Here is a 19,460-nt window from a genome sequence, read left to right as displayed (position 1 = left end):
ACCTCCCATGATCGCGCATCCGGCGGGATCCGGGGACGCCGGGCCCGCTCCGCCCTCCCGGGACCCCGCGGGGCTAGTCTGGCCGGGACCGTCCGTCCGTCCCGACCGCGAAGGATGCCCCATGACCTCTCCCCGGACCGCCCCCTCGACGAACGGCCCCGTGCGCTACGCGGTGGTCGGGCTCGGCCAGATCTCCCAGCAGGCGTTCCTGCCCGCCATGGCCCGGGCCGGCAGCTCCGTGCTGGCGGCGCTGGTCACAGGCACCCCGGACAAGGCCCGGGAGCTCGCGGCCGAGTACGGCGTGCCCGCGTACTCCTACGAGGACTACCCCGCGCTGCTGGCCTCCGGGGACGTGGACGCGGTCTACGTGGCCACGCCCGTGTTCCGGCACCGCGAGTTCGCCGAGCCGGCGCTCGAGGCGGGCGTCCACGTGCTGGTGGAGAAGCCGATGGAGACGTCCGTGGAGGACTGCCGGGCGATGATCGACGCCGCCGCGCGCGGCGGGGCCCGGCTGATGGTCGCGTACCGGCTGCACCACGAGCCCGGCACGCTCGAGCTGATCACCCGGGTCCGGGACGAGGGGCTGGTGGGCGACCCCCGGCTGTTCACCGCCGTCTTCACCCAGGACATCGACGAGGCCAACCACCGCGGGCACTCCGGGTACTGGGGCGGGCCCATCCCGGACATGGGCAGCTACCCCCTCAACGCGGTGCGCCACCTGTTCGCGGCCGAGCCCCTCGAGGTCCACGCGATGGGGGTGCGGACCCCGGGGCGCGGCTTCGACTTCGACGACACCGTGGCGGTGACGCTGCGCTTCCCCGGGCAGCGGGTGGCGCAGTTCACCATCAGCTACGCGGGCGAGGCCACCGAGCAGTTCACGGTGGTGGGCACCGGGGGCGTGGTCGCGGCGCAGCCGTGCTTCGGCTTCGGCCCCGAGGTGGGCATCAGCTGGACCGTGACCCGGGACGGGCGCAGCGAGACCCGCGCCCACGACCCGGTGGAGCAGTTCGCGGGCCAGACCGAGTACTTCTCGGACTGCATCCTCACCGGCACCGATCCCGAGGCCGGTGGGGAGGAGGGGCTGATGGACATCCGGGTGCACGAGGCGGTGCTCGCCTCCCTCGAGACGGGCCGGACCGTGCGCCTGGAGCCCGCGGACCGCGCGGTGCGCCCCGTCGCGGAGCAGGCCCGGGCCCTGCCGCCCGTGGCGGAGCCCGGCGACGACGAGCTGGTGGCCCAGGTCCCGCAGAACGGCTGAGCCCCGGTGGGCGGACCGGCTCCGTGCTTGTCCCGGCTCCCGCCCGGGAGTAGCTTGCGGGCATGACCAGCAGCAGCACGGACGTCGTCCGGCGGCTCTTCGCCGCCTACCTCGCGCAGGACGAGACGGCGGCCCGCGGGCTCGTCGGGGACGGGTTCCGGTTCACGTCCCCGCAGGACGACCACATCGACCGGGCCGCGTACTTCGAGCGGTGCTTCCCCACGGCGCAGCGGGTCTCCCGGCAGGACCTGCTCCAGGTGGTCGAGGCGGAACCCGGCCTGGTGCTCGTCCGGTACGAGTACGAGCTCCGGGCCGGGGGAACCTTCCGGAACATGGAGGCGATCACCGTGCGCGACGGGCAGGTGGTGGACGCCCAGGTCTATTTCGGCGGGCCGCCGCGACCGTAGACTCCGAGGACCATCCGACGCCCAGGAGGCTCGCCATGAAGCACTACCTGCTCAGCATCGAACAGCCCGACGGCGGACCGGCGGCCCCGGAGGTCCTCGAGCCCGTGATGCGGGACGTCGCCGCGTTCAACGAGGAGCTGAGGGCGGCCGGGGCGTGGGTCTTCGCCGGGGGCCTGGACCGGGCGGAGGCGTCCGTCGTCGTGCGCTTCCACGGCGAGGACGTGGTGACCACGGACGGTCCGTACGAGCGCGAGGACGAGCACGCCGGGGGCATCTGCATCGTGGCCGCCCCGGACTACGACGCCGCCATCGAGTGGGGCCGCAAGCTGGCGCAGGCGACCACGCTCCCGGTGGAAGTGCGCGAGTTCCAGGGCGAGCCGGAGGAGCACCTGGCGTAGGGCCCGCCCCGGTCCCGGCGGCTCACCGGCCGATCTGCTCGGCCTGCGCCTCCCACGCGGCATGGGCGTCCCGGGGCCGGGCCGGCCGGCGGGTCTCCCGCAGCGCCCGGAGCGCGGCGTTGCGCTCGCGCGCCAGGCAGTCCGCGGCGGCCCGGGCGGCGGCGTCCTCGCGGACCTGGGCGCGGACGGCGGTGATGGTGCCCATGATGGCCTCGACGCCCTGCGAGCCGCCCGCCAGGTAGGCGGCCCGGACCTCCCGGTCCGGGTGGTACAGGTAGCGGTCGTCGGTCTGGCCGCGGTGGGTGTCGAACTCCTCGTCGGTCAGCTCCGAGAGCATGGCGGCCACCCGGTCCAGGCGGGCCTCGACCTCCCCGTGCAGGGGCGTCCTGGCGGCGGCGTCCCGGACGGACCACAGGGCCTGGCCGTGCCGCCGCAGCCGGGTCGCGTCCCAGTCCGCGTGCGGGACCTCGGCCAGCCGGACGGCGATGAAGCTCGCCTCCCCGTGCCGCTGCTGCGGCGGCAGGACGCCGAGCTGCCACCGGATCCACGCGGTGCGCATGTCCTCCGCGGCGGCCAGCCGGGCCTGCTCCGCGGTCCTCGCGATCGACTTCCCGCTGTTCTTCCGGGGGCTCCTACCCGGGTTCCTCGCGGCGGCCCTTCCGTCCGTCCGCGCACCGGACCCGGCGCCGGTCCCGGAGCTGCTCCGCGGCCAGCCGTGCAGCCGCTCCCGCACGCGCACCACCAGGGAGCGGACGAGCGTCCGCAGGAGCACGCCGAGCAGCCACAGGGCTGCTCCGGCCAGCAGGAGGAGAAGGATCGTGCCCAGGTTGACGAGGACGAACGAGACCACCGACAGTACCACCGCCCCGATGATCAGGAGCACGATCCCGGAGACCTCGTTGTTCTCGGTGTTCTGCACGGCGGATCCTCCCGAACCCCTCACACCAGTGGACATCCACTCTAGCCGCCGGGGCGGGATCTGTGACCGGTCCCACAGGAAACTCCCGGCATCCCGGGGTGGTTGCGGGGGAGCCGGTGGCAGGGACCGCCCCGATATCCTGGACCCATGCGATCCGCCGTGCTGTCCGTGTCCGCCGCCGTCCTGCTCCTCGTCTCCGGCTGCGCCGGCGGGGGCTCCGAGCAGGACGACCTGCTCCGGGCGCACGGGCTCGAGGGCGCAAGCACGCAGGAGGTCGCCGAGCAGCTGGACCGCACGCACGAGGACCGCGACGCCGGGCTCGCCGGCTCCGTGACCTACGACGAGGTGGTCCTCGACGACGGCACCGCCGAGACGACCCTGCCCATGCCGGAGGACCGCTTCTACCTGGCGGTCGCCCCGTATGCCACCACCACCCACGAGTGCTTCTTCCACAGCCTCTCCGGGTGCCAGGGCGAGCTCGTGGGCGAGGACTTCGACGTGCGGATCACCGACGGCTCCGGGTCCGTGCTCGTGGACGAGAGCGTGACCAGCTACGAGAACGGGTTCGTGGGCTTCTGGCTGCCCAAGGACATCACCGGCACGCTCGAGATCAGCTCGGAGCGGGGCCGGGCGGTCCAGGAGTTCGAGACCTCCCCGGACAGCCCGACCTGCCTCACCACCCTCCAGCTGGCCTGAGCACGGCGCGAAGGAAGGGTGACCGGATGAGCATCAGCATGGCCCTGACCTCCCAGGCGGTCCGGCTGCGGGCGCGCCTGCAGCCGTGGACCCCGGTGGAGCAGCTGCACGGGCGCCGGTACCCGGAGCCGGCCAGGATCCCCGCCGACCTGCGGCGCTCGCACGCCGTGGAGCGCACCGAGGTGGCCGGGCGCCCGCTGCTGCGCCTGACCCCGCGCGCCGGGGCGGACGGGTCCCACCTGATCTACCTGCACGGCGGGGCGTTCGTGAACCCGCTGCTGCCGGCGCACTGGTGGATCGTCCGCGAGCTCGTGAAGAACACCGGGACCACGGTCACGGTCCCGCTGTACCGGCTGGCCCCGGAGGGCCACGTGGACGAGGGCTACGACTTCCTCGCCGCGGCCTGGGCGGACCTCGTGACCCTGCCCGCCGCGGACCGGATCGTGGTGGCGGGGGACTCGGCCGGTGGGTGCCTGGCGATCGGGCTGGCCATGCGCCTGCGGGACGCCGGGCAGCGGATGCCCGACCACGTGGTGGGCTTCTCCCCGGCGGTGGACGTCTCCGCCACGCACCCGGCCGTGCGGGAGATCGATCCGCACGACCCCATGCTGAGCACCGACCGGGTGGTGCCCATGGCCGCGGCCTGGGCGCGGGACCGCGAGCTCACCGACCCGCTGGTCAGCCCGCTCTACGGGGACGTGGCCGGGCTGCCGCCGGTGCACGTGGTCCAGGGCGGCAAGGACATCCTGGCCGCCGACGTCCTGGCCTTCGCGCGGGACCTGGCGCGGGCAGGCAACCCGGGGAAGCTGATCTACGAGCCCGGCGCCTTCCACGTCTACGTGGGCGCCTGGTGGACGCCGGAGGCCCGGCGGGCGGTCCGGCACGTGCGCTCCCTGCTCGGGGAGCACGCCCCGGCGGCGGGGCGGGCCCAGGAATAGCTCGGCACCCCCGGCCGTTCCCTGATTGGTGATACATCAACCAAAAAGGGGAGCGGGCATGAAGGTCGTGGTCATCGGGGCGGGACAGGCCGGGCTGTCGGCGGCCCACCACCTGCGGCGCCGGGGACTGGTCCCCGAGGAGGACTTCGTGGTCCTCGACGCCAATCCCGGCCCCGGGGGAGCGTGGCGGCACCGCTGGCCCTCGCTCACCTTCGGCGGCGCCCACGGGATCCACGACCTGCCCGGGCTGCCCCTCGGGGTGCCGGACCCGGCCGAGCCGGCCTCCGCCGTCGTCGCGCGCTACTACGGCGAGTACGAGCGCCGCTTCGCGCTGCCGGTCCACCGTCCCGTCGCGGTGCGGCGGGTCGAGGCGGCGTCCGACGACGGGCTGCTCGAGGTGGTCACGGACACCGGCACCTGGCGGACGGAGCTGGTGATCAACGGCACCGGCACCTGGGACCGCCCCCACTGGCCGTACTACCCCGGGCGGGAGTCCTTCCGCGGGCGGCAGCTGCACACCCACGACTTCCGCTCGGCGGAGGAGTTCCGTGGCCGGCACGTGGTGGTCGTGGGCGGCGGCACCTCGGCCGTGCAGTTCCTGCTCCAGCTCGCCGCGGCGGGCGCCACCACCACGTGGGTCACCCGCCGGCCCCCGCGCTTCACGGACCGGGAGTTCGACCCGGACTGGGGGCGGGACGTCGAGCGCCGGGTCGACGAGCGGACCCGCGCGGGGCTGCCGACGGCCAGCGTGGTCTCGGCCACCGGACTGCCCCTGACCGCGCAGTACCGGACCGGGATCGAGGCCGGGATCCTCGTCTCTGCCGGGCCGCTGGGGGCGGTGACGCCGGAGGGCGTCCGGCTCGCCGACGGCCGGGAGGTGCGGGCGGACGCGATCCTGTGGGCCACCGGCTTCCGGCCCGCCCTGGACCACCTGGCACCCCTGGGGCTGCGCGAACCTGGCGGCGGCATCCGGATGGACGGGGTGCGCGTGCTCCGGGATCCGCGGGTGCTGCTGGTCGGCTACGGCGCCTCGGCCTCGACCCTCGGCGCCACCCGTGCGGGGCGGGCGGCCGCCCGCGAGGCCGTGCGGCTGCTGTCCGCGGCTCCGGCCGGGAAGCAGCGGCCCGCAGCACGTGTTGCCACTGTCAGCACCTGATCCGAGACCCTCGGGAGGGATCGCCATGGTCCGCATCGGCATCATCCTCGGCAGCACCCGGCCGAACCGCAACGGCGGGGACGTGGCCCGCTGGGTCCTCGCCCACGCCTCCGGGCGCGGCGACGCCCGGTTCGAGCTCCTCGACCTGCGCGAGCACCCCCTGCCGCACTTCGACGAGCCGGTGCCGCCCTCGGCAGGGAAGTACCAGAACGAGCACACCAGGCGGTGGGCGGCCACGATCGATCGCTTCGACGGCTTCGTGGTGGTCACCCCCGAGTACAACCACGGCGCGCCCGGGGTGCTGAAGAACGCCTTCGACTACCTCTACGCCGAGTGGAACAACAAGGCCGTGGGCTTCGTCTCCTACGGCACCGCCGGTGGTGTGCGCGCCGTGGAGCAGCTGCGGCAGGTGGCCGGGGAGCTGCAGCTGGCCGACGTGCGCCAGCAGGTGTCGCTGTCCCTGCGCACCGACTTCGAGCACTACCGCACCTTCGCCCCGGCCGAGCACCACCGGCGCTCGCTGGCCACGATGCTGGACCAGGTCGTGGCCTGGTCCACCGCCCTCGCGCCGCTGCGCGCCCCGGCGGAGGACGCCGGCTGAGCAGGGCGCCGTCGTAGTCTGGGGACACCGCGCCGATGCGGCGCACGCCATCCCGACGAAGGAGCACCCCGTGAGCGAGCAGCCCACCTCCAGCCCGGACCCCATCGAGGACGCCGCCTCCAACGACGACGCCGACATGACCACCGAGATGACCCCGATCCCGCACGAGCACGGGGACGCCAAGAACGAGGAGTCCGAGCAGCGGGACTGAGCCCGTTCCGCTGGGCTCAGGCGGCCGTTCCGAAGAGCGAGGCGCGAAGAGCGGACAGGGGCGGGGCGTGCTCGGCCAGCTCCTGGAGGTAGCCCAGGTCGTCCAGGTCGCCCAGGGCGGCCGTGAGCTCCGCGCAGGTGAGCTGGGCGTCCTCGGCGACGACCTCGAGGGCGGGGGCCTCAGCGGCCGTGACGTGCTCGGCCAGGGCGTCGAGGACGACGACGGCGTCGACGCTGACGTGCTCGTCGTGGATGGCCTCGACGAGCAGCCGCTCGGCGGCGTAGACGGGCGCGGCGAACATGTGGGGAACGGGAGACTGCATCGGTGACATCACTGCCGGAACACTACCCCCGGTTCATAAGAATTCTCTGAGACCGGACGGCGGGCCGGGATGTCACCGGGAGATCGGCAGGTCCTCGTCGCGGCGCTCGCCGCGGGCCCGGCGTCGCGCGCGGATCCTGTGGCCGAGCAGCAGGAGGAGCACGACGACGACGAGCGGCGCGACCACCCACGGCTGCTCCAGCCACGCCCAGACGACCGCCATGCCCACGGTGCCGTAGATGACGCCCCAGATGAGGGTGCCCACGAGCATCGCGGGGATCCAGCGGCGCAGGGGCATGCCCGTGACGGCCGTGGTGAGGATGACGGCGGTCTGCAGACCCACGGTGAGGAAGCAGGCCGGGACGGCCAGGACGCCCCAGCGGTGCACGAGCCGCTGGGCCCGCCGGTAGACGGCGGTGTCCATGAGCTCGCGGACGCGGTCGGAGCGCCGGCTCCCGCCGGTGGCGGCGGCACGGCCCAGGGCGAAGATGGTGGTGGTCCGCACGACGGCCCCGGCCCAGAAGAACAGAATCGCGGCCCCGAGGGGGAGGGACTCCAGCCAGGCCTGCACCCGTCCAGTCTAGGGAGCGGGCCTGACAACCGCTGACGACAGGGTGTCACTCCGGGACGAGGTGTGCCCGCCCGGGCGCCGCGGATCCGGCCGGCAGAGGGTCTCCTCCGGCCCTGACGTGCCGCCCGGAGGTACTCTCGCCGTACGGCCGGCCCGCCCCGGGGGCCGGAGCCCCGACCGAGGAGGACGCATGAGCGTGGAGATCGACGAGCGCGGGACCGTGACCGCCAACGGGCGCCCCGTGGACTACGCGACGGCCTACGCCTGGTGCGTCGACTCGCCCGAGACGATCACCGAGCTCGTCCAGGACACGAAGGCGTTCGCCACGGTGATCGCCGCCGCCGAGCACGCCGGTCCCGAGGAGCAGGCCGAGGCCGTCCGGCAGGCCTTCGCCGCCGGGACGCCCCGGGAGCCCGGCGCCTCCTGGACCGAGGCGACGTCGGCGGAGCCGGTGACTGAGGAGCCGGCCGCCGAGGAGCCCACGTCCGAGGAGCCGTTGACCGAGGAGCCGCCGCTTACCGGGGGGTCTGCCGCCGAGGAGCCGGCCGCGGGCTGAGACCGCGGGATCAGCCCCGCACCAGGTTGACGGCCAGGGCGAGCATCACCACGCCGATCACCAGGTCCACCACCCGCCAGGTGCGCGGGCTGCTGAGCACCCCGGACAGCGCCCGGGCACCGTAGCCCAGGGCGGAGAACCACACCACGCTGCCCACCACGGCACCGCCGGCGAAGACCCACCGGGCGTCGGTTCCGTGCTGGTTGGCGAGGCTGCCCAGCAGCACCACGGTGTCGAGGTAGACGTGGGGGTTCAGGTAGGTCAGGGCCAGGGTGGTGGCGATGACCGATCCGCGGGAGCGTGGGGCCTCGGCGGTCACGGAGGACGGCTTCAGGGCCGAGGCGAAGGACCGCACGGCCCACCACGTCAGGTAGGCGGCCCCGCCCCACCGCAGCACGTCCAGCGCCTCGGGGAACCGGGAGACCAGCGCCCCGATCCCGGCCGTGCCGCCGAGGATCAGCACCGCGTCGCTGACCGCGCACAGCGCCACCACCACGCCCACGTGCTCGCGGCGGATGCCCTGTCGCAGCACGAACGCGTTCTGCGCGCCGAGGGCGACGATCAGCGCCAGTCCGCTCATCAGCCCGGTACCCCAGATGCTCCACATGGCCTCGACGGTAGCCAGCTCTCGAGATGCAGACAAACGAAAGAATTGACGGGTGCGTTAGTTTTGCTTCATGAACTTCGAGCATCTGCGCGCCCTGACCGCAATCGTCGACGAGGGCACCTTCGAGGCCGCCGCGGACGCCCTGGGGATCACCCCGTCGGCCGTCAGCCAGCGGATCAAGGCCCTGGAGGCCTCCGTGGGACAGGTCGTGGTGCGCCGCGGCGCGCCCTGCACTCCCACCGAGGCCGGGGCCGTGCTGCTGCGCACCGCCCGCCAGGTGCAGGTGCTCGAGGCGGAGGCTCTGCACTCCCTCGGCCACGGGATCTCCTCCCGGACGGTGACCCCGGTGGCCGTCAACGCCGACTCCCTGGCCACCTGGTTCGTGCCCGTCCTGCAGGAGGCCGCCGGCTGGTCGGACACCACCCTGGACCTGCACGTGGAGGACCAGGACCACAGCAGTCGGCTCCTGCGCCAGGGGGACGTCATCGGCGCCGTCACCGGCGACCCCGCCCCCGTGAGCGGGTGCCGGCTCGAGCGGCTGGGCTTCATGCGCTACGTCCCGGTCGCCACCCCCGCCCTGCGCCGGCGGTTCACCACCGAGGCCGGCGTCGACTGGGCGGACATGCCGGTGCTCCGGTTCAACGCCAAGGACGACCTGCAGCTGCGCGCACTGCGCGCCCGCGGCGTCGACGGGTCCCCGCCCACCCACACCGTCCCGTCCGCCGAGGGCTTCCTCGCCGCGGTCCGGGCGGGTCTGGGCTGGGGCATGCTCCCGGAGCTGCAGCTGGGCACGGAGCTCGCCGACGGGTCCCTGGCCCTGCTCGAGGACCACGCGCACCACGACGTCGCCCTCTACTGGCAGAGCTGGGCCCTGGACTCCGAGCGGCTGCACCGCATCACCGAGTGCGTCCGCCGGGTCGCCCGGGAGCACCTGCGCGCCACGGAGCAGGACGGGCCTGGGGCCGGCCCGCCGGCGTAGGGGCCCAGTCGGTCAGTGCGCTCGCGGTGCGGGGAAGGGGGTTGGTGCTCGACCGCCTGTTGAGCAGACGGCACGCGGACTAGTGTGAAGTGCGTCTCGTTGCAGCCTGCCCAGGAGTCCTGATGTCCTCTCGAGAACGTCCCGTATCGCGTCGTACGGTGCTCGGCGGTCTCGCCGCTGCGGGTGCTGTTCCGCTGCTCGCCCCGGCCCCCGTGGCTGCGGCGGCGGCCCGCACGCCGTTGCGTTCCGATGCACGGACCAAGATCGTCCTCCTGGGCACCAGCGGTGGTCCGGGCTGGGGCGCCACCGAGCCGCCGCGCACGGGCATCGCCAGCGCGCTGGTCGTCGGTGACCGCTACTACCTCGTGGACACCGGCGAGGGCGTCGGATTCCGGCTCATGGACGCCGAGCTCGGGAACTGGCAGGCCAGGGCCGCGCTGAGCGATCTGCGCGCGATCTTCCTCACCCACCTGCACTCGGACCACATCAACGACCTGTCGAACATCCTCAGCCTGGGCGCCTACAACGGTCTGGTGGCCGCGGACCGCCCTGTCCCGGTGTGGGGCCCCGGCAACCGCGGGATCCTGCCGCCGAAGACCGGCACCCATCCGATGCCGCCCATCACCGCCCCCGACAACCCCACCCCGGGCACCGCGGAGATGGTCGGGCTGCTCGTGCGTGCCTTCGCCACGGACTTCAACGATCGCGCCATCGACGGCGGCATGCCCGCTCCGCAGGACATGTTCGCCGGTCACGACATCCCGCTGCCGGAGCGTCTCGTCGACGACCCGAACGGCGATCCGCACCCGCGGATGAAGCCGGTGGTCTTCTACGAGGACGACCGGGTGAAGGTCTCCGCGACCCTGGTCCAGCATGCTCCGGTCTTCCCCTCCTTCGCCTTCCGCTTCGACACCGAGGACGGCAGCGTCGTCTTCTCCGGCGACACCGGACCCAGCGAGAACCTCGTCCGGATGGCACGGGGCGCGGATGTGCTGGTGCACGAGGTGATCGCCACCGAATGGGCGGCCCAGCGCTATCCGGAACCTCGCAGTTCCGAGGACGAAGCGGCTTTCCAGCACCTCATCAAGTCCCACACCCCTGTCGAAGAGGTGGGCGCCATCGCGGAGAAGGCCGGCGTCCCGACGCTCGTGCTCAACCACTTCGTGCCCGGCAGCTGGCCGCTCGAGAAGTGGCAGGCGGCGCAGCAGGGGTACAGCGGTCGGCTGATCGTCGGGGCCGACCTGGACGAGATCGGTCTGTAGCCGCCTCCCACGCCTTCCTCCAGGCGCTCCTGGTACTCCCGGACCGGTCTTTTCGTGCTGCGCCCCGGCCTCGACCTCCTCGGTCCCGCCGGGTCGTACGCCCGTTGACCCGGGAACCTGCTCCGGAAGATCAGCGTTCCATGAGGGCGAAGACTCCCCAGCCGAGGTGCTCACGCGTGGAGCGCGCGTAGCGGGCGGGCTCCGTGGTGAGTTCTTCGCGTACCTCGGTAGCCAGATCGTCGTCCGGGTTCTGGTCGAGCCAGCGGCGCAGGTTGAGCCACTGGGCCGCGGCGTAGCAGTCCCAGCTGTCCTGGTCGGCCAGCATCATCTCCACGACGTCGTATCCGAGCTGCTGGAACTGCTCGATCAGTTCCGCCAGGAGCAGGAAGTCGGCGAGGCCGGTGGCGTGGCAGGCCCGGGCGGTCTCCTCGTCCGGAGGGGTCCGCCGCCAGTAGGGCTCGCCGATCAGCATCAATCCTCCGGGGCGGAGGCTGCGGTCGAGCAGCTCGGCGGTTCCGGCGACGCCGTTGCCGATCCACGTGGCGCCGATACAGGCGGCGAGGTCGACCGGCTGGTCGGCGACATGGCCGGCGGCGTCACCGTGGACGAACTCGACCCGGTCCGCGACGCCGAGTTCGACGGCGCGGGCCCGGGCCTGCTCGGTGAAGACCGTGCTGATGTCCACCCCGGTGCCCGTGAAACCCAGGTCACGCGCCCAGGTGCACAGCATCTCGCCCGAACCGCTGGCCAGGTCGAGCATCCGTGTCCCGGGGTCGAGACGGAGCGCTTCGCCCAGGGCTGCGAGCTTGTCCGCGGTCAGCGGGTTGTGGATCCGGTGGGTGCTCTCGCGGATGGTGAAGATGCGGGGAAGGTCCATCACCAGATTCTTCTCCGTCCTGCCGTGCGAGGGGAAGAGCAGCGGGGCTGCCGCCCCGCAATCATGTGGTGCGACAGACCCCATTGAACTCATGGGTGAAGCGTGCTTCACTTGTTCGCACAGGGAGGGGAGTATCCCACCAGCGTTCCGTCGTCACTACGACCCCGTGCGGGTCCGGCGGACGGGCCCGCAGCCGGGGCCGGGAGAGACCTCCGATCGGATCGATCGGAAGGTTTCGTCATGGATGTCCCGTTCTGGATCTGGGCCGCGGTATTGGGCTTCATCGTGGTGATGCTGGCGGTGGACCTGTTCGCCCACCGCCGCGCCCACGTGATCGGAGTGCGCGAGGCGGCGGTGTGGTCGGGGGTGTGGGTGGCCTTCGGCGTGGCCTTCGGCGTCATCGTCTGGCAGGTGTGGGGCGCGGAGTTCGGTCAGCAGTACTTCGCCGGCTACCTGATCGAGAAGTCCCTGGCGGTGGACAACGTCTTCGTCTGGGCGATCATCTTCAGCTACTTCGCCGTCCCGCGGGAGTTCCAGCACCGGGTGCTGTTCCTGGGGGTGCTCGGCGCCCTGGTGTTCCGCGGGATCTTCATCGCCGCCGGGGCGGTGCTGATCCAGAACTTCTCCTGGATCCTCTACGTCTTCGCCGCGTTCCTGCTCTACACCGGCTACCGGATGATCCGCCAGCGCAACGAGCACCTGAACCCCGAGCAGTCGATGGTGCTGCGCGGCTTCCGCCGCTTCGTGCCGATGACCGATGCCTACCACGGGCAGAAGCTGCTGGTCCGGAAGAACGGGGTGCTGCTGGCCACCCCGCTCCTGGCGGTGCTGGTGCTGATCGAGGCCACCGACGTCGTCTTCGCCGTCGACTCCATCCCGGCGATCTTCGCCGTCACCGACGAGGTGTTCCTGGTCTTCACCGCCAACGCCTTCGCGATCCTGGGGCTGCGGGCCATGTACTTCCTGCTGGCCGACCTGATCCACCGCTTCGTGTACCTGAAGATCGGCCTGGCTCTGGTGCTGATCTGGGTCGGGATCAAGATGCTGCTGAAGATCGACGTGTTCTACATCCCGACCCCGGTGTCGCTTGCCGTGGTCGCCACGATCATCGCCGTCTCCGTCGTCGCCAGCCTGCGCGCCACCCGCGGACAGGGCCGCCAGGCGCTGCCGGCCCCGGCCGAGCCCCCGTTCCGGGTTGCCACCGAGGCCGAGGACGCCGCCCTGGAGCCCGTGTGGACCCGGCGCACGGCGTCACGCCCGGCCACTCGACCGCAACAGGCCCAGGCCCAGGACACCCACCGCGAGCCCGAGCGCGTCCACCCGCACGAAGGAGACCCCCGATGACCCTGGTCCACCTGTCCCCGGCACCGTGCCGCACCGTGGTCGCGGTGATCACCGACGGGCCCGAGGCCGTCGCGGTGACTCGCTGCGCCGTCCGGATCGCCACCGACCAGGACCGCCCGCTGCTGCTGCTGGTGCCGATGCTGCGCTCGGCCTTCACCATCGAGCCCGTCATCGCCGACCGGGTCCGCCAGGAAGGGCTGCGCGAGGCCGAGGCCATCGCAGCCCGCACCCGCCCGACCCTCGACGCCGCCGGCATGAGCGCCGCGGTGCAGGTGGTGTGGCACCGATCCTGCCCCTTCCGCCGCGCCCAGCAGGTGCGGGCCATCGCCGTGTCCCACGCGGGCGCCCGGATCGGAGCTGCCGTGATCGTCACCCCGGCACAGCTGCCGGTGCCCACGGTGCGGCACGGGGCCGAGGTCCTGCTCGTGGCCGAGGCCGGCGGCTCCCCGTTCAGCGTGCACCGCCCGGCGCGCTCCCGCCGACTGGCCCAGCTGTGATGCCCGCGCCCCCTCGGGACGGCACACCGGTCGACGAGAAGTCCATGGACGCCCCGACGACAAGGACCCCACCATTGCCCTCCAGCTCCCATCCCGGTACGGCTCGGACCTCCTCCCCGGCCCCAGGTCACTCCGACGCGGCAGGAGCGGAGGATTCCGGCCCGGTCCAGCGCCCGCCGTGGACGCTGCTCACCAATCACGGCCACGTCCTGTTGGCCGTGGCCCAGTCCCAGGACGCCCGGGTGACCGAGATCGCCGCCCAGGTGGGCATCACCACCCGGGCGACCCTGACCATCCTCAAGGACCTCGAGGACGCCGGCTATCTCACCCGGCACCGAGTGGGCCGGCGCAGCCACTACACCGTCGACACCCACCGGCACTTCCGCCATCCGGCCACCGCCGCCCACGAAGTGGGCGAGCTCCTCGCGATCTTCGCCCCCGGGGCGGCGGCTCCGTCGCAGGAGAACGGGTGAGTCGATGCCGGAGAGGGCGTTCCCGAACTGCACGAGGAACGGTGTGTGGGAGTCAGGCCGGGCCCGCATACGCCGTTCCGGTGACGGCCCCGGTGGTCCTCCGCGGAGAGCGCCGCGGCGTCGGCCGTCACTCGCAGGCCAGGCCCTCGGCCCCGCCCCGGTCCAGCTCCGGCCGATAGCCGGGCTGGTCCGAGCGCAGGGGCGCCGCACCCGCGGCGCGGACCGCGGCGCAGTCGGCGTAGTAGACCTCCTCCGCCGGTGACGGTCCCGCGGCGGCGTTCCCGGCGGGCGGGACGTCGGTGGGCACGTCCTGCTCCGGGCACCCGGCCAGCACGTCCGCCATGGCGTCCCGCTCGGGAGCCGTCACGAACAGCTCGTAGCGGGTCTTGACCGCGATCTGGGTGGCCACGTACTCGCACCGGAAGGACTCGTTCGGCGGCAGCCACCCGGCGGCGTCGGAGGCGGACTTCTCCCCGTTGGTCGGCCCGTCAACGGCCCGCAGGTTGAGCGGGTCGTTGGCGAGGGCCGTGCGCTCGTCCTGGGTGAGCCGGTCGGCCCCGGAGATCCACGCGTTCTTCAGCGCCACCACGTGGTCGATCTGCACGTCGGCGGAGGTCAGCGGTCCGCGGACGAACTCGATCGTCCGCCCGGTGTAGGGGTCCTCGAGGGTCCCGGAGAGGACCCTGCACCCGTCGTCGTGGAGGACGTCACCGGTCAGGTCCCGGGCCAGGACGTCGTTGCGGGCGTCGCAGCCGTTGCCGTCGGGATCGGCCCAGTCCCCGAACTGGGCGAGCCGGTCGTAGTCCTCCCCGCCGCCGGCGTTCTCGACCGGCAGGGCCGCCAGCGCCCGCGCGGCGGGGGAGGTGGCCTCCACGGCCTGCGGCGTGCAGCCGGTCAGGACGCCCAGGGCGACCGCGAGCGGGACGAGCAGCGTCCGCCGGGCACGGGGCTGCGGTGGCTCGAACCTGCGCACGGTGTTCCCTCCGCTCCGGCCGGTGGTGTCGGGACCCCTATTCTCGCAGGTCAGCCGTTCGGGGTAGATTGCGGCACCGGAGGAGGGCAGACATGAGACGGTGCTTCGCCGCGGCCCGCGTGCTGATGGGCCTGGCCCTGGTCGTGGCAGTGGCCGGGCGGCTGCAGGCGTACCTGCGGTTCTGGATCGAGCGCGGGGACCGGGCCATCGCGGTCGACGTCGCCAACTTCTTCAGCTACTTCACCATCCAGACGTCGCTGTTCCACGCCGTGGTGTTCGGGTTCGGCGCGTGGTACCTGCTCGCACGGCGGGGCGCCGACCCGCCGTGGTTCGGGGCCCTGCGCGCCGCGGCCACGACGTACACCGTCACCACCGGGGTGGTCTACAACGCGCTGCTGCGCGCTCTGCCGCAGGAGGCGGCCCTGGAGCAGCCGTGGGCCAACGAGGTGCTGCACACGATCGTCCCGGTCTACGCGCTGCTGGACTGGCTGCTCGCGCCGGGGCGGAGCCCGGTCCGGTGGCGGACGGTCGGCGGGATCGTGGTGTATCCGGTGCTGTGGGCCGTCTACACCCTGGTGCGGGCGCCGTTCGTGCTGGACGAGGGCACCGGCAACCCCTGGTGGTACCCCTATCCGTTCCTGGACCCGCACGAGGCGGCCGGCGGCTACGGGTCCGTGGCGGTCTGGATCGCGGTGCTCGCGGTGGCGATCACGGCGACGGCCTCGGTCCTCGTCGGGTTCTCCCGGCTTCGCACCAGGGCTCCCGCCGACGACGACGGGGCCGAGCGCCGCCGGTGACCGACCGGGCCGCGCAGGGACCGCCCGGTCCGGCCCGGGCGGCCCCTGGAATTGCGGCGTCAGGGCAGGGCGCCGGACCGGGTCGTCAGGACAGGTCCTCGAGGGCCGCTACCGCGAGGTCCGGGTGGTCGGAGAAGAGTCCGTCCATGCCGGCCTCCACGAAGGCCCTGATCTCCCCCGCCAGGTCGCCGTGCGCCCGCGGATCGGCGCCGGCGCGGTGCTCGGCGGGGAGGAAGAAGTTCTCCGCCCGGAAAGTCCAGCCGTGGACCTCGAGACCCGCGGCGTGGGCGTCGGCGATCACGGCCGTCGGCTCGCCGAGGGTGTCGTCGGCCTTCCGCGGGATCATGACGTCCTTGCAGGCGCCGAGGATGTCGGCGTAGGACGCGATCTCCTCGAGGCCCTCCGCCGTCGTGAGGTCCGCGTAGCCGCGCGGATCGCCGGCGGTAGCGAGGTCGAACGGCGCGCCCGAGCAGTCGACCAGCTGGGCGAGGCGCACGTCGGTCATCCCGTCGAGCTCGCGCAGGTTGGCCGTCTCGAAGCTCTGGAGGACGACCGGGTCCGCCTCGTCGCCGTAGCCCTTGGCCTCGAGCACCTGGACCGTCCTCTCCTCCAGGGACAGGCCGATCGAGTCGAAGTACGTGGGGTGCTTGAGCTCGGGCGCGATCCCCACCGGCTCGCCGTCGCAGGTGCGCGAGCGGCGGGCGAGGTCCACGACCTCCTCGAACGTCGGGATCGGGTACAGGCCGTCGAAGGCGGTGCTGCCCGGGCGCAGATCCGGGATGCGCTCCTCCGCGCGCAGGGTGCGCAGCTCGGCCAGCGTGAAGTCCTCGGTGAACCAGCCGGTGACCTCGGTGCCGTCGACCACCTTGGTGGTGCGCCGCTCGGCGAACTCCGGGCGGTCCTCGACGTCCGTGGTGCCGCCGATCTCGTTCTCGTGCCGCGCCACGAGCTCGCCGTCCTTCGTGGGGACGAGGTCGGGCTCGACGACGTCGGCGCACTGCGTGATGGCCAGCTGGTAGGAGGCCAGCGTGTGCTCGGGGCGGTAGCCGGAGGCGCCGCGGTGACCGATCACCTCGGGGCCCGTCCCGGCCGCGGGCTCGAGGCGCTCGCGGTCCAGCACGATGAGCTCGGTGTCGTCCGGGGTGCCCGGGACGCGGGCGTCGTTGCCCGGGTAGTTGTTGTCGTTGCCGACCAGCAGGCGGCCGTCCCGCAGCTGCAGGACCACCTCGACCGACTGCTGGGGGAAGGAGAACTGCGCGCCCACGCCGTAGGCGCCGGGGGAGGTCCCGGTGCCGATGCCGGCCGGGTTGTCGATGGCCAGCAGATCGACCACCAGCTCCTTCTCGAGGCGACCCGAGTCCTCCGTGCGGCGGAGGTCGACGGCGTAGACGCGCTTGGTGACCGCCGCGGGGCCGTCGAGGTCGTCGCGCTCGAGGACCAGGAGCCGGTTCTGACCCGTCAGGAACGCGTCGCCCACGAGGTTGGCGTCGGTGTCCGTCTCGTAGTCCCACGTGCGGCCGGTGTACTCCCGCGTCCTCGTGTCGAACTCCAGGACCAGCCGGCGGCGCGGATCGTCGTCGTCGGCGAGGGCGCCCTCCAGGATCGGGTAGAGGTAGCGGCCGTTCCGCGAGCCCGCCATGGCCTCGAAGCCCTTGCTGGCGCCGACGGCGGGCTGCTCCCCGTCCTCGAGGTAGGGGCTCTGCGGCGACTCGAGCGTGCCCGTCCCGCCGTCGCGGACGTCGGCCAGCGGCACGGGCTCCTCGAGCACCACGCCCTCGGCGTCCACGTGCAGCAGGAAGGGCCCGAACTCCTCGCCGATCCAGAAGGTGCCGTCCGGCTGGCGGACCACGGACTCGACGTCGAAGTCGTTGCCGGTCAGCAGCCGCTCCTCGGTGTCCTCGTGCACCACGGGGAAGGGGATGCGGTGGTGCGGGTCCCGAAGCGACACGTGGTCCTGGACCTCGATCTCGCCGCTCCCGCCCTCGGCAGTCTCCCACTGCGGGGCGATGCGGTAGAGCCGCAGCAGGAAGTCGGCGGAGTTCTCCTGGTTGCCGAAGCCGTTGTCCGGCATGGCCCAGAACGTGCCGTCGCCGTTGTCGACCATGGCGGAGAAGCCGGGGATCACCTGGCCGTCGAAGGGGCCGGTGCGGCCGTTCGCCGGCGTGGCTGCCGCCCCGGAGGGCGGGCCCTCGGCGAGGTGGTCGGCAGATAGGGTGGCGCGCCGCTCGAGCACGGGCGCGCCGGCGGGCCCGCGGCCCGGATCACCGCTGTGGGCGAGCGCCCCCGGCGTGGAGGTGAGGAGGACGGCCGCGGCCAGTGCGGCGGCTGCTGCTGCTGGGACTCTGCGCATGCGCCGAGCGTAGGACCGGGGCGTGGCCGGCCGGTGGCGTCCCGGGAACATGTCGGCGAACGACGCCGCGCCGGTCGTTCACCCACCGGGCGTCCGCCCACCGCGCTCCGGCCCGAAACCGGGTGCGGCGGGCGGCACGCCGGCGCGGTCCGGGTCAGAGCCGCGGCACGCACGGCCCGGCGCCCAGCTTCGCCAGGCCGGCCCGGTCCCCGGCCGAGAGCACCGTGGCCCTGCCCGCCGGGTGCATCATCTGGGTGGGTTCGTCGACGTGGGCGAGCCCCACCACGTGCGCCAGCTCGTGGATGACGGTCGCGCGGACGTGGGCCGCCCCGTCCGGGTGCTCCAGCACCGGCGCCAGGCCCGGGGCGTCGAGGGCGACCTGACCGGTGACGTAGGCGAACGGCCCCCCGGGCACCTGCCGGGCCGTGCTGCCGCCGAGGCCCACCACGTTGCCGGCCAGCCCCGGCACCTCGGTCTCGTCGGACCACGCGATGAGCACGGGCGCCCACTGCCGGCCGTACCGGTCCGGCTGATAGGGCGTGCGCTGCTCGGCGGGCGCCTCCGTCGTCGTCCCCACGGGGACGAACCGCAGACCGGTGGCCGCGGAGATCTCGGCGACCGCCTCCTCGACGAGCTGCCGGCCGCCCGGCGGGGCGCCGTCCGGGCGCACGACGTAGTGCACCGGACGGCACGGGTCGTAGGCGACCATCGGCTGGGCGGGGTCCGGGGAGTCCATGAAGCGGTGGCCGCCGACGTCCTCGACCGCCGGGGGCGCCCCCAGCGGCGCCGGTGCGGCCCCGACCCCGGGCGGGGGCGCCGACGCGTTCGGCAGGTAGGGGCGGATGACCGGCAGCGCGTAGTCCTGGAGGAGCCCGGGCGTGAACCAGAGCATCAGCAGCACCACGACGCCCACGGCCGGGGTCCCCCGCCACGCCGGGCTGCGCCTGCGCGGCGCCCTCGCCCAGCGGCGGGCGGATGCCCTGGCCGCCCGGGCGGCGCGCCGGTCCCGGCGCCGGCGCGCGCCCGGGCCCAGCAGGGCCTCGCGCTGCTGCTCCAGCGCCTCCTCGAGCACCCACTGCGGCGTCCGTCCGCTCGGGGACCGCGGGAGGCGCGCGGCGGCGGCGTGCTCGTCGCGGGTCCGGGGCGACGCTCCCCGCTGCGGCGTGGTGCCACCGGGCTGGTGCATGGTTCCTGGCTTCTGTGCTGGATCGGGCCGTCACCCGGCCCACACTGAAGTGTACGAAAGCAAACGCCTCGGAGGATCCCGCA

Annotated in this window: 23 protein-coding genes; 15 read left to right on the top strand and 8 right to left on the bottom strand. The window is 73.4% G+C overall.

Annotated features, from left to right (window positions below; genetic code table 11):
• Positions 1–121: 121 nt before the first annotated feature.
• The 3 genes from ACP7CD_RS10250 (at position 122) to ACP7CD_RS10240 (ending at position 2,063) form a co-directional block, all read left to right on the top strand.
• On the top strand, positions 122–1,258 hold the full coding sequence (locus tag ACP7CD_RS10250) for a Gfo/Idh/MocA family protein (protein ID WP_426120147.1): 1,137 nt from the start codon (positions 122–124) through the stop codon (positions 1,256–1,258).
• Between the two features lie 62 nt (positions 1,259–1,320).
• On the top strand, positions 1,321–1,665 hold the full coding sequence (locus ACP7CD_RS10245) for a nuclear transport factor 2 family protein (RefSeq protein ID WP_115163310.1): 345 nt from the start codon (positions 1,321–1,323) through the stop codon (positions 1,663–1,665).
• A 35-nt stretch (positions 1,666–1,700) separates the two neighbouring features.
• Complete coding sequence (locus ACP7CD_RS10240; protein WP_035924466.1) at positions 1,701–2,063, top strand: YciI family protein; 363 nt, start codon at positions 1,701–1,703, stop codon at positions 2,061–2,063.
• A gap of 22 nt (positions 2,064–2,085) precedes the next feature.
• Here the strand turns inward: ACP7CD_RS10240 and ACP7CD_RS10235 are convergent, their stop codons facing one another.
• Positions 2,086–2,982: a hypothetical protein gene (locus ACP7CD_RS10235; protein ID WP_426120146.1), complete on the bottom strand. Its 897-nt coding sequence runs from the start codon at positions 2,980–2,982 to the stop codon at positions 2,086–2,088.
• A 147-nt stretch (positions 2,983–3,129) separates the two neighbouring features.
• On the opposite strand from ACP7CD_RS10235, the gene ACP7CD_RS10230 reads away from it, so the two are divergent.
• The 5 genes from ACP7CD_RS10230 (at position 3,130) to ACP7CD_RS10210 (ending at position 6,584) form a co-directional block, all read left to right on the top strand.
• Entirely contained in the window at positions 3,130–3,678 is a 549-nt protein-coding gene (locus ACP7CD_RS10230) for a CueP family metal-binding protein (RefSeq protein ID WP_426120145.1), read from the top strand.
• A 26-nt stretch (positions 3,679–3,704) separates the two neighbouring features.
• Positions 3,705–4,616, top strand: coding sequence for an alpha/beta hydrolase (locus ACP7CD_RS10225; protein ID WP_426120144.1), 912 nt, complete (start codon positions 3,705–3,707; stop codon positions 4,614–4,616).
• Between the two features lie 58 nt (positions 4,617–4,674).
• Positions 4,675–5,772: an FAD-dependent oxidoreductase gene (locus ACP7CD_RS10220; protein ID WP_426120143.1), complete on the top strand. Its 1,098-nt coding sequence runs from the start codon at positions 4,675–4,677 to the stop codon at positions 5,770–5,772.
• A 25-nt stretch (positions 5,773–5,797) separates the two neighbouring features.
• Entirely contained in the window at positions 5,798–6,373 is a 576-nt protein-coding gene (locus ACP7CD_RS10215) for an NADPH-dependent FMN reductase (RefSeq protein WP_109221548.1), read from the top strand.
• Positions 6,374–6,443: 70 nt separating this feature from the next.
• Positions 6,444–6,584: a hypothetical protein gene (locus tag ACP7CD_RS10210; protein WP_017834987.1), complete on the top strand. Its 141-nt coding sequence runs from the start codon at positions 6,444–6,446 to the stop codon at positions 6,582–6,584.
• Positions 6,585–6,600: 16 nt separating this feature from the next.
• Here ACP7CD_RS10210 and ACP7CD_RS10205 read toward each other — a convergent pair whose 3' ends face one another.
• Together ACP7CD_RS10205 and ACP7CD_RS10200 are read right to left on the bottom strand one after the other, a co-directional pair.
• Positions 6,601–6,906, bottom strand: a complete 306-nt coding sequence (locus ACP7CD_RS10205) for a hypothetical protein (RefSeq protein ID WP_017834986.1) — start codon at positions 6,904–6,906, stop codon at positions 6,601–6,603.
• A gap of 72 nt (positions 6,907–6,978) precedes the next feature.
• Positions 6,979–7,476: a DedA family protein gene (locus ACP7CD_RS10200; RefSeq protein WP_426120142.1), complete on the bottom strand. Its 498-nt coding sequence runs from the start codon at positions 7,474–7,476 to the stop codon at positions 6,979–6,981.
• A 190-nt stretch (positions 7,477–7,666) separates the two neighbouring features.
• Here ACP7CD_RS10200 and ACP7CD_RS10195 point away from each other — a divergent pair, with 190 nt between their 5' ends.
• Positions 7,667–8,032 (top strand): hypothetical protein, encoded by a 366-nt coding sequence (locus ACP7CD_RS10195; protein WP_426120141.1) that lies wholly within the window; start codon positions 7,667–7,669, stop codon positions 8,030–8,032.
• Between the two features lie 10 nt (positions 8,033–8,042).
• On the opposite strand, the gene ACP7CD_RS10190 is transcribed toward ACP7CD_RS10195, so the two are convergent.
• Positions 8,043–8,639: a LysE/ArgO family amino acid transporter gene (locus ACP7CD_RS10190; RefSeq protein ID WP_368795523.1), complete on the bottom strand. Its 597-nt coding sequence runs from the start codon at positions 8,637–8,639 to the stop codon at positions 8,043–8,045.
• Positions 8,640–8,709: 70 nt separating this feature from the next.
• Here ACP7CD_RS10190 and ACP7CD_RS10185 point away from each other — a divergent pair, with 70 nt between their 5' ends.
• Positions 8,710–9,618 (top strand): LysR family transcriptional regulator ArgP, encoded by a 909-nt coding sequence (locus ACP7CD_RS10185; protein WP_426120140.1) that lies wholly within the window; start codon positions 8,710–8,712, stop codon positions 9,616–9,618.
• Between the two features lie 122 nt (positions 9,619–9,740).
• Entirely contained in the window at positions 9,741–10,880 is a 1,140-nt protein-coding gene (locus ACP7CD_RS10180) for an MBL fold metallo-hydrolase (RefSeq protein ID WP_426120139.1), read from the top strand.
• Between the two features lie 130 nt (positions 10,881–11,010).
• On the opposite strand, the gene ACP7CD_RS10175 is transcribed toward ACP7CD_RS10180, so the two are convergent.
• Positions 11,011–11,757 (bottom strand): SAM-dependent methyltransferase, encoded by a 747-nt coding sequence (locus tag ACP7CD_RS10175; protein ID WP_426120138.1) that lies wholly within the window; start codon positions 11,755–11,757, stop codon positions 11,011–11,013.
• Positions 11,758–11,997: 240 nt separating this feature from the next.
• On the opposite strand from ACP7CD_RS10175, the gene ACP7CD_RS10170 reads away from it, so the two are divergent.
• The 3 genes from ACP7CD_RS10170 (at position 11,998) to ACP7CD_RS10160 (ending at position 14,071) form a co-directional block, all read left to right on the top strand.
• Positions 11,998–13,101: a TerC family protein gene (locus ACP7CD_RS10170; protein WP_426120137.1), complete on the top strand. Its 1,104-nt coding sequence runs from the start codon at positions 11,998–12,000 to the stop codon at positions 13,099–13,101.
• Positions 13,098–13,598 carry a hypothetical protein gene (locus ACP7CD_RS10165; RefSeq protein WP_426120136.1) on the top strand — a complete coding sequence of 167 codons (501 nt, stop codon included), beginning with the start codon at positions 13,098–13,100 and terminating at the stop codon, positions 13,596–13,598. Before ACP7CD_RS10170 ends, ACP7CD_RS10165 begins: the two co-directional genes overlap by 4 nt.
• A gap of 242 nt (positions 13,599–13,840) precedes the next feature.
• Entirely contained in the window at positions 13,841–14,071 is a 231-nt protein-coding gene (locus ACP7CD_RS10160; protein WP_426120135.1) for a winged helix-turn-helix domain-containing protein, read from the top strand.
• Positions 14,072–14,198: 127 nt separating this feature from the next.
• Here the strand turns inward: ACP7CD_RS10160 and ACP7CD_RS10155 are convergent, their stop codons facing one another.
• Positions 14,199–15,044 (bottom strand): GmrSD restriction endonuclease domain-containing protein, encoded by an 846-nt coding sequence (locus tag ACP7CD_RS10155; RefSeq protein WP_426120134.1) that lies wholly within the window; start codon positions 15,042–15,044, stop codon positions 14,199–14,201.
• Positions 15,045–15,136: 92 nt separating this feature from the next.
• Here ACP7CD_RS10155 and ACP7CD_RS10150 point away from each other — a divergent pair, with 92 nt between their 5' ends.
• Entirely contained in the window at positions 15,137–15,841 is a 705-nt protein-coding gene (locus ACP7CD_RS10150) for a Pr6Pr family membrane protein (protein WP_426120133.1), read from the top strand.
• Positions 15,842–15,926: 85 nt separating this feature from the next.
• Here ACP7CD_RS10150 and ACP7CD_RS10145 read toward each other — a convergent pair whose 3' ends face one another.
• The gene (locus ACP7CD_RS10145; RefSeq protein WP_426120132.1) at positions 15,927–18,191 is read right to left on the bottom strand and encodes an esterase-like activity of phytase family protein; all 2,265 of its coding nucleotides are present in this window, start codon (positions 18,189–18,191) and stop codon (positions 15,927–15,929) included.
• 154 nt (positions 18,192–18,345) lie between these two features.
• Positions 18,346–19,377: a peptidase gene (locus ACP7CD_RS10140; protein WP_426120131.1), complete on the bottom strand. Its 1,032-nt coding sequence runs from the start codon at positions 19,375–19,377 to the stop codon at positions 18,346–18,348.
• Positions 19,378–19,460: the final 83 nt, after the last annotated feature.

The organism is Kocuria sp. LHG3120, from assembly GCF_049897445.1.
Classification (GTDB): domain Bacteria; phylum Actinomycetota; class Actinomycetes; order Actinomycetales; family Micrococcaceae; genus Kocuria; species Kocuria rosea.
The sequence above is the reverse complement of the archived record's forward strand: the minus strand, read 5'-3'. Positions and strand labels throughout refer to the sequence as shown.

Excerpts from the sequence above, each read along its gene's own strand:
- ACP7CD_RS10250 (WP_426120147.1), top strand. The coding sequence starts at position 122 with ATGACCTCTCCCCGGACCGCCCCCTCGACGAACGGCCCCGTGCGCTAC.
- ACP7CD_RS10245 (WP_115163310.1), top strand. The coding sequence starts at position 1,321 with ATGACCAGCAGCAGCACGGACGTCGTCCGGCGGCTCTTCGCCGCCTAC.
- ACP7CD_RS10240 (WP_035924466.1), top strand. The coding sequence starts at position 1,701 with ATGAAGCACTACCTGCTCAGCATCGAACAGCCCGACGGCGGACCGGCG.
- ACP7CD_RS10230 (WP_426120145.1), top strand. The coding sequence starts at position 3,130 with ATGCGATCCGCCGTGCTGTCCGTGTCCGCCGCCGTCCTGCTCCTCGTC.
- ACP7CD_RS10225 (WP_426120144.1), top strand. The coding sequence starts at position 3,705 with ATGAGCATCAGCATGGCCCTGACCTCCCAGGCGGTCCGGCTGCGGGCG.
- ACP7CD_RS10220 (WP_426120143.1), top strand. The coding sequence starts at position 4,675 with ATGAAGGTCGTGGTCATCGGGGCGGGACAGGCCGGGCTGTCGGCGGCC.
- ACP7CD_RS10215 (WP_109221548.1), top strand. The coding sequence starts at position 5,798 with ATGGTCCGCATCGGCATCATCCTCGGCAGCACCCGGCCGAACCGCAAC.
- ACP7CD_RS10205 (WP_017834986.1), bottom strand. The coding sequence starts at position 6,906 with ATGCAGTCTCCCGTTCCCCACATGTTCGCCGCGCCCGTCTACGCCGCC.
- ACP7CD_RS10195 (WP_426120141.1), top strand. The coding sequence starts at position 7,667 with ATGAGCGTGGAGATCGACGAGCGCGGGACCGTGACCGCCAACGGGCGC.
- ACP7CD_RS10190 (WP_368795523.1), bottom strand. The coding sequence starts at position 8,639 with ATGTGGAGCATCTGGGGTACCGGGCTGATGAGCGGACTGGCGCTGATC.
- ACP7CD_RS10185 (WP_426120140.1), top strand. The coding sequence starts at position 8,710 with ATGAACTTCGAGCATCTGCGCGCCCTGACCGCAATCGTCGACGAGGGC.
- ACP7CD_RS10180 (WP_426120139.1), top strand. The coding sequence starts at position 9,741 with ATGTCCTCTCGAGAACGTCCCGTATCGCGTCGTACGGTGCTCGGCGGT.
- ACP7CD_RS10175 (WP_426120138.1), bottom strand. The coding sequence starts at position 11,757 with ATGGACCTTCCCCGCATCTTCACCATCCGCGAGAGCACCCACCGGATC.
- ACP7CD_RS10170 (WP_426120137.1), top strand. The coding sequence starts at position 11,998 with ATGGATGTCCCGTTCTGGATCTGGGCCGCGGTATTGGGCTTCATCGTG.
- ACP7CD_RS10165 (WP_426120136.1), top strand. The coding sequence starts at position 13,098 with ATGACCCTGGTCCACCTGTCCCCGGCACCGTGCCGCACCGTGGTCGCG.
- ACP7CD_RS10150 (WP_426120133.1), top strand. The coding sequence starts at position 15,137 with ATGAGACGGTGCTTCGCCGCGGCCCGCGTGCTGATGGGCCTGGCCCTG.
- ACP7CD_RS10145 (WP_426120132.1), bottom strand. The coding sequence starts at position 18,191 with ATGCGCAGAGTCCCAGCAGCAGCAGCCGCCGCACTGGCCGCGGCCGTC.
- ACP7CD_RS10140 (WP_426120131.1), bottom strand. The coding sequence starts at position 19,377 with ATGCACCAGCCCGGTGGCACCACGCCGCAGCGGGGAGCGTCGCCCCGG.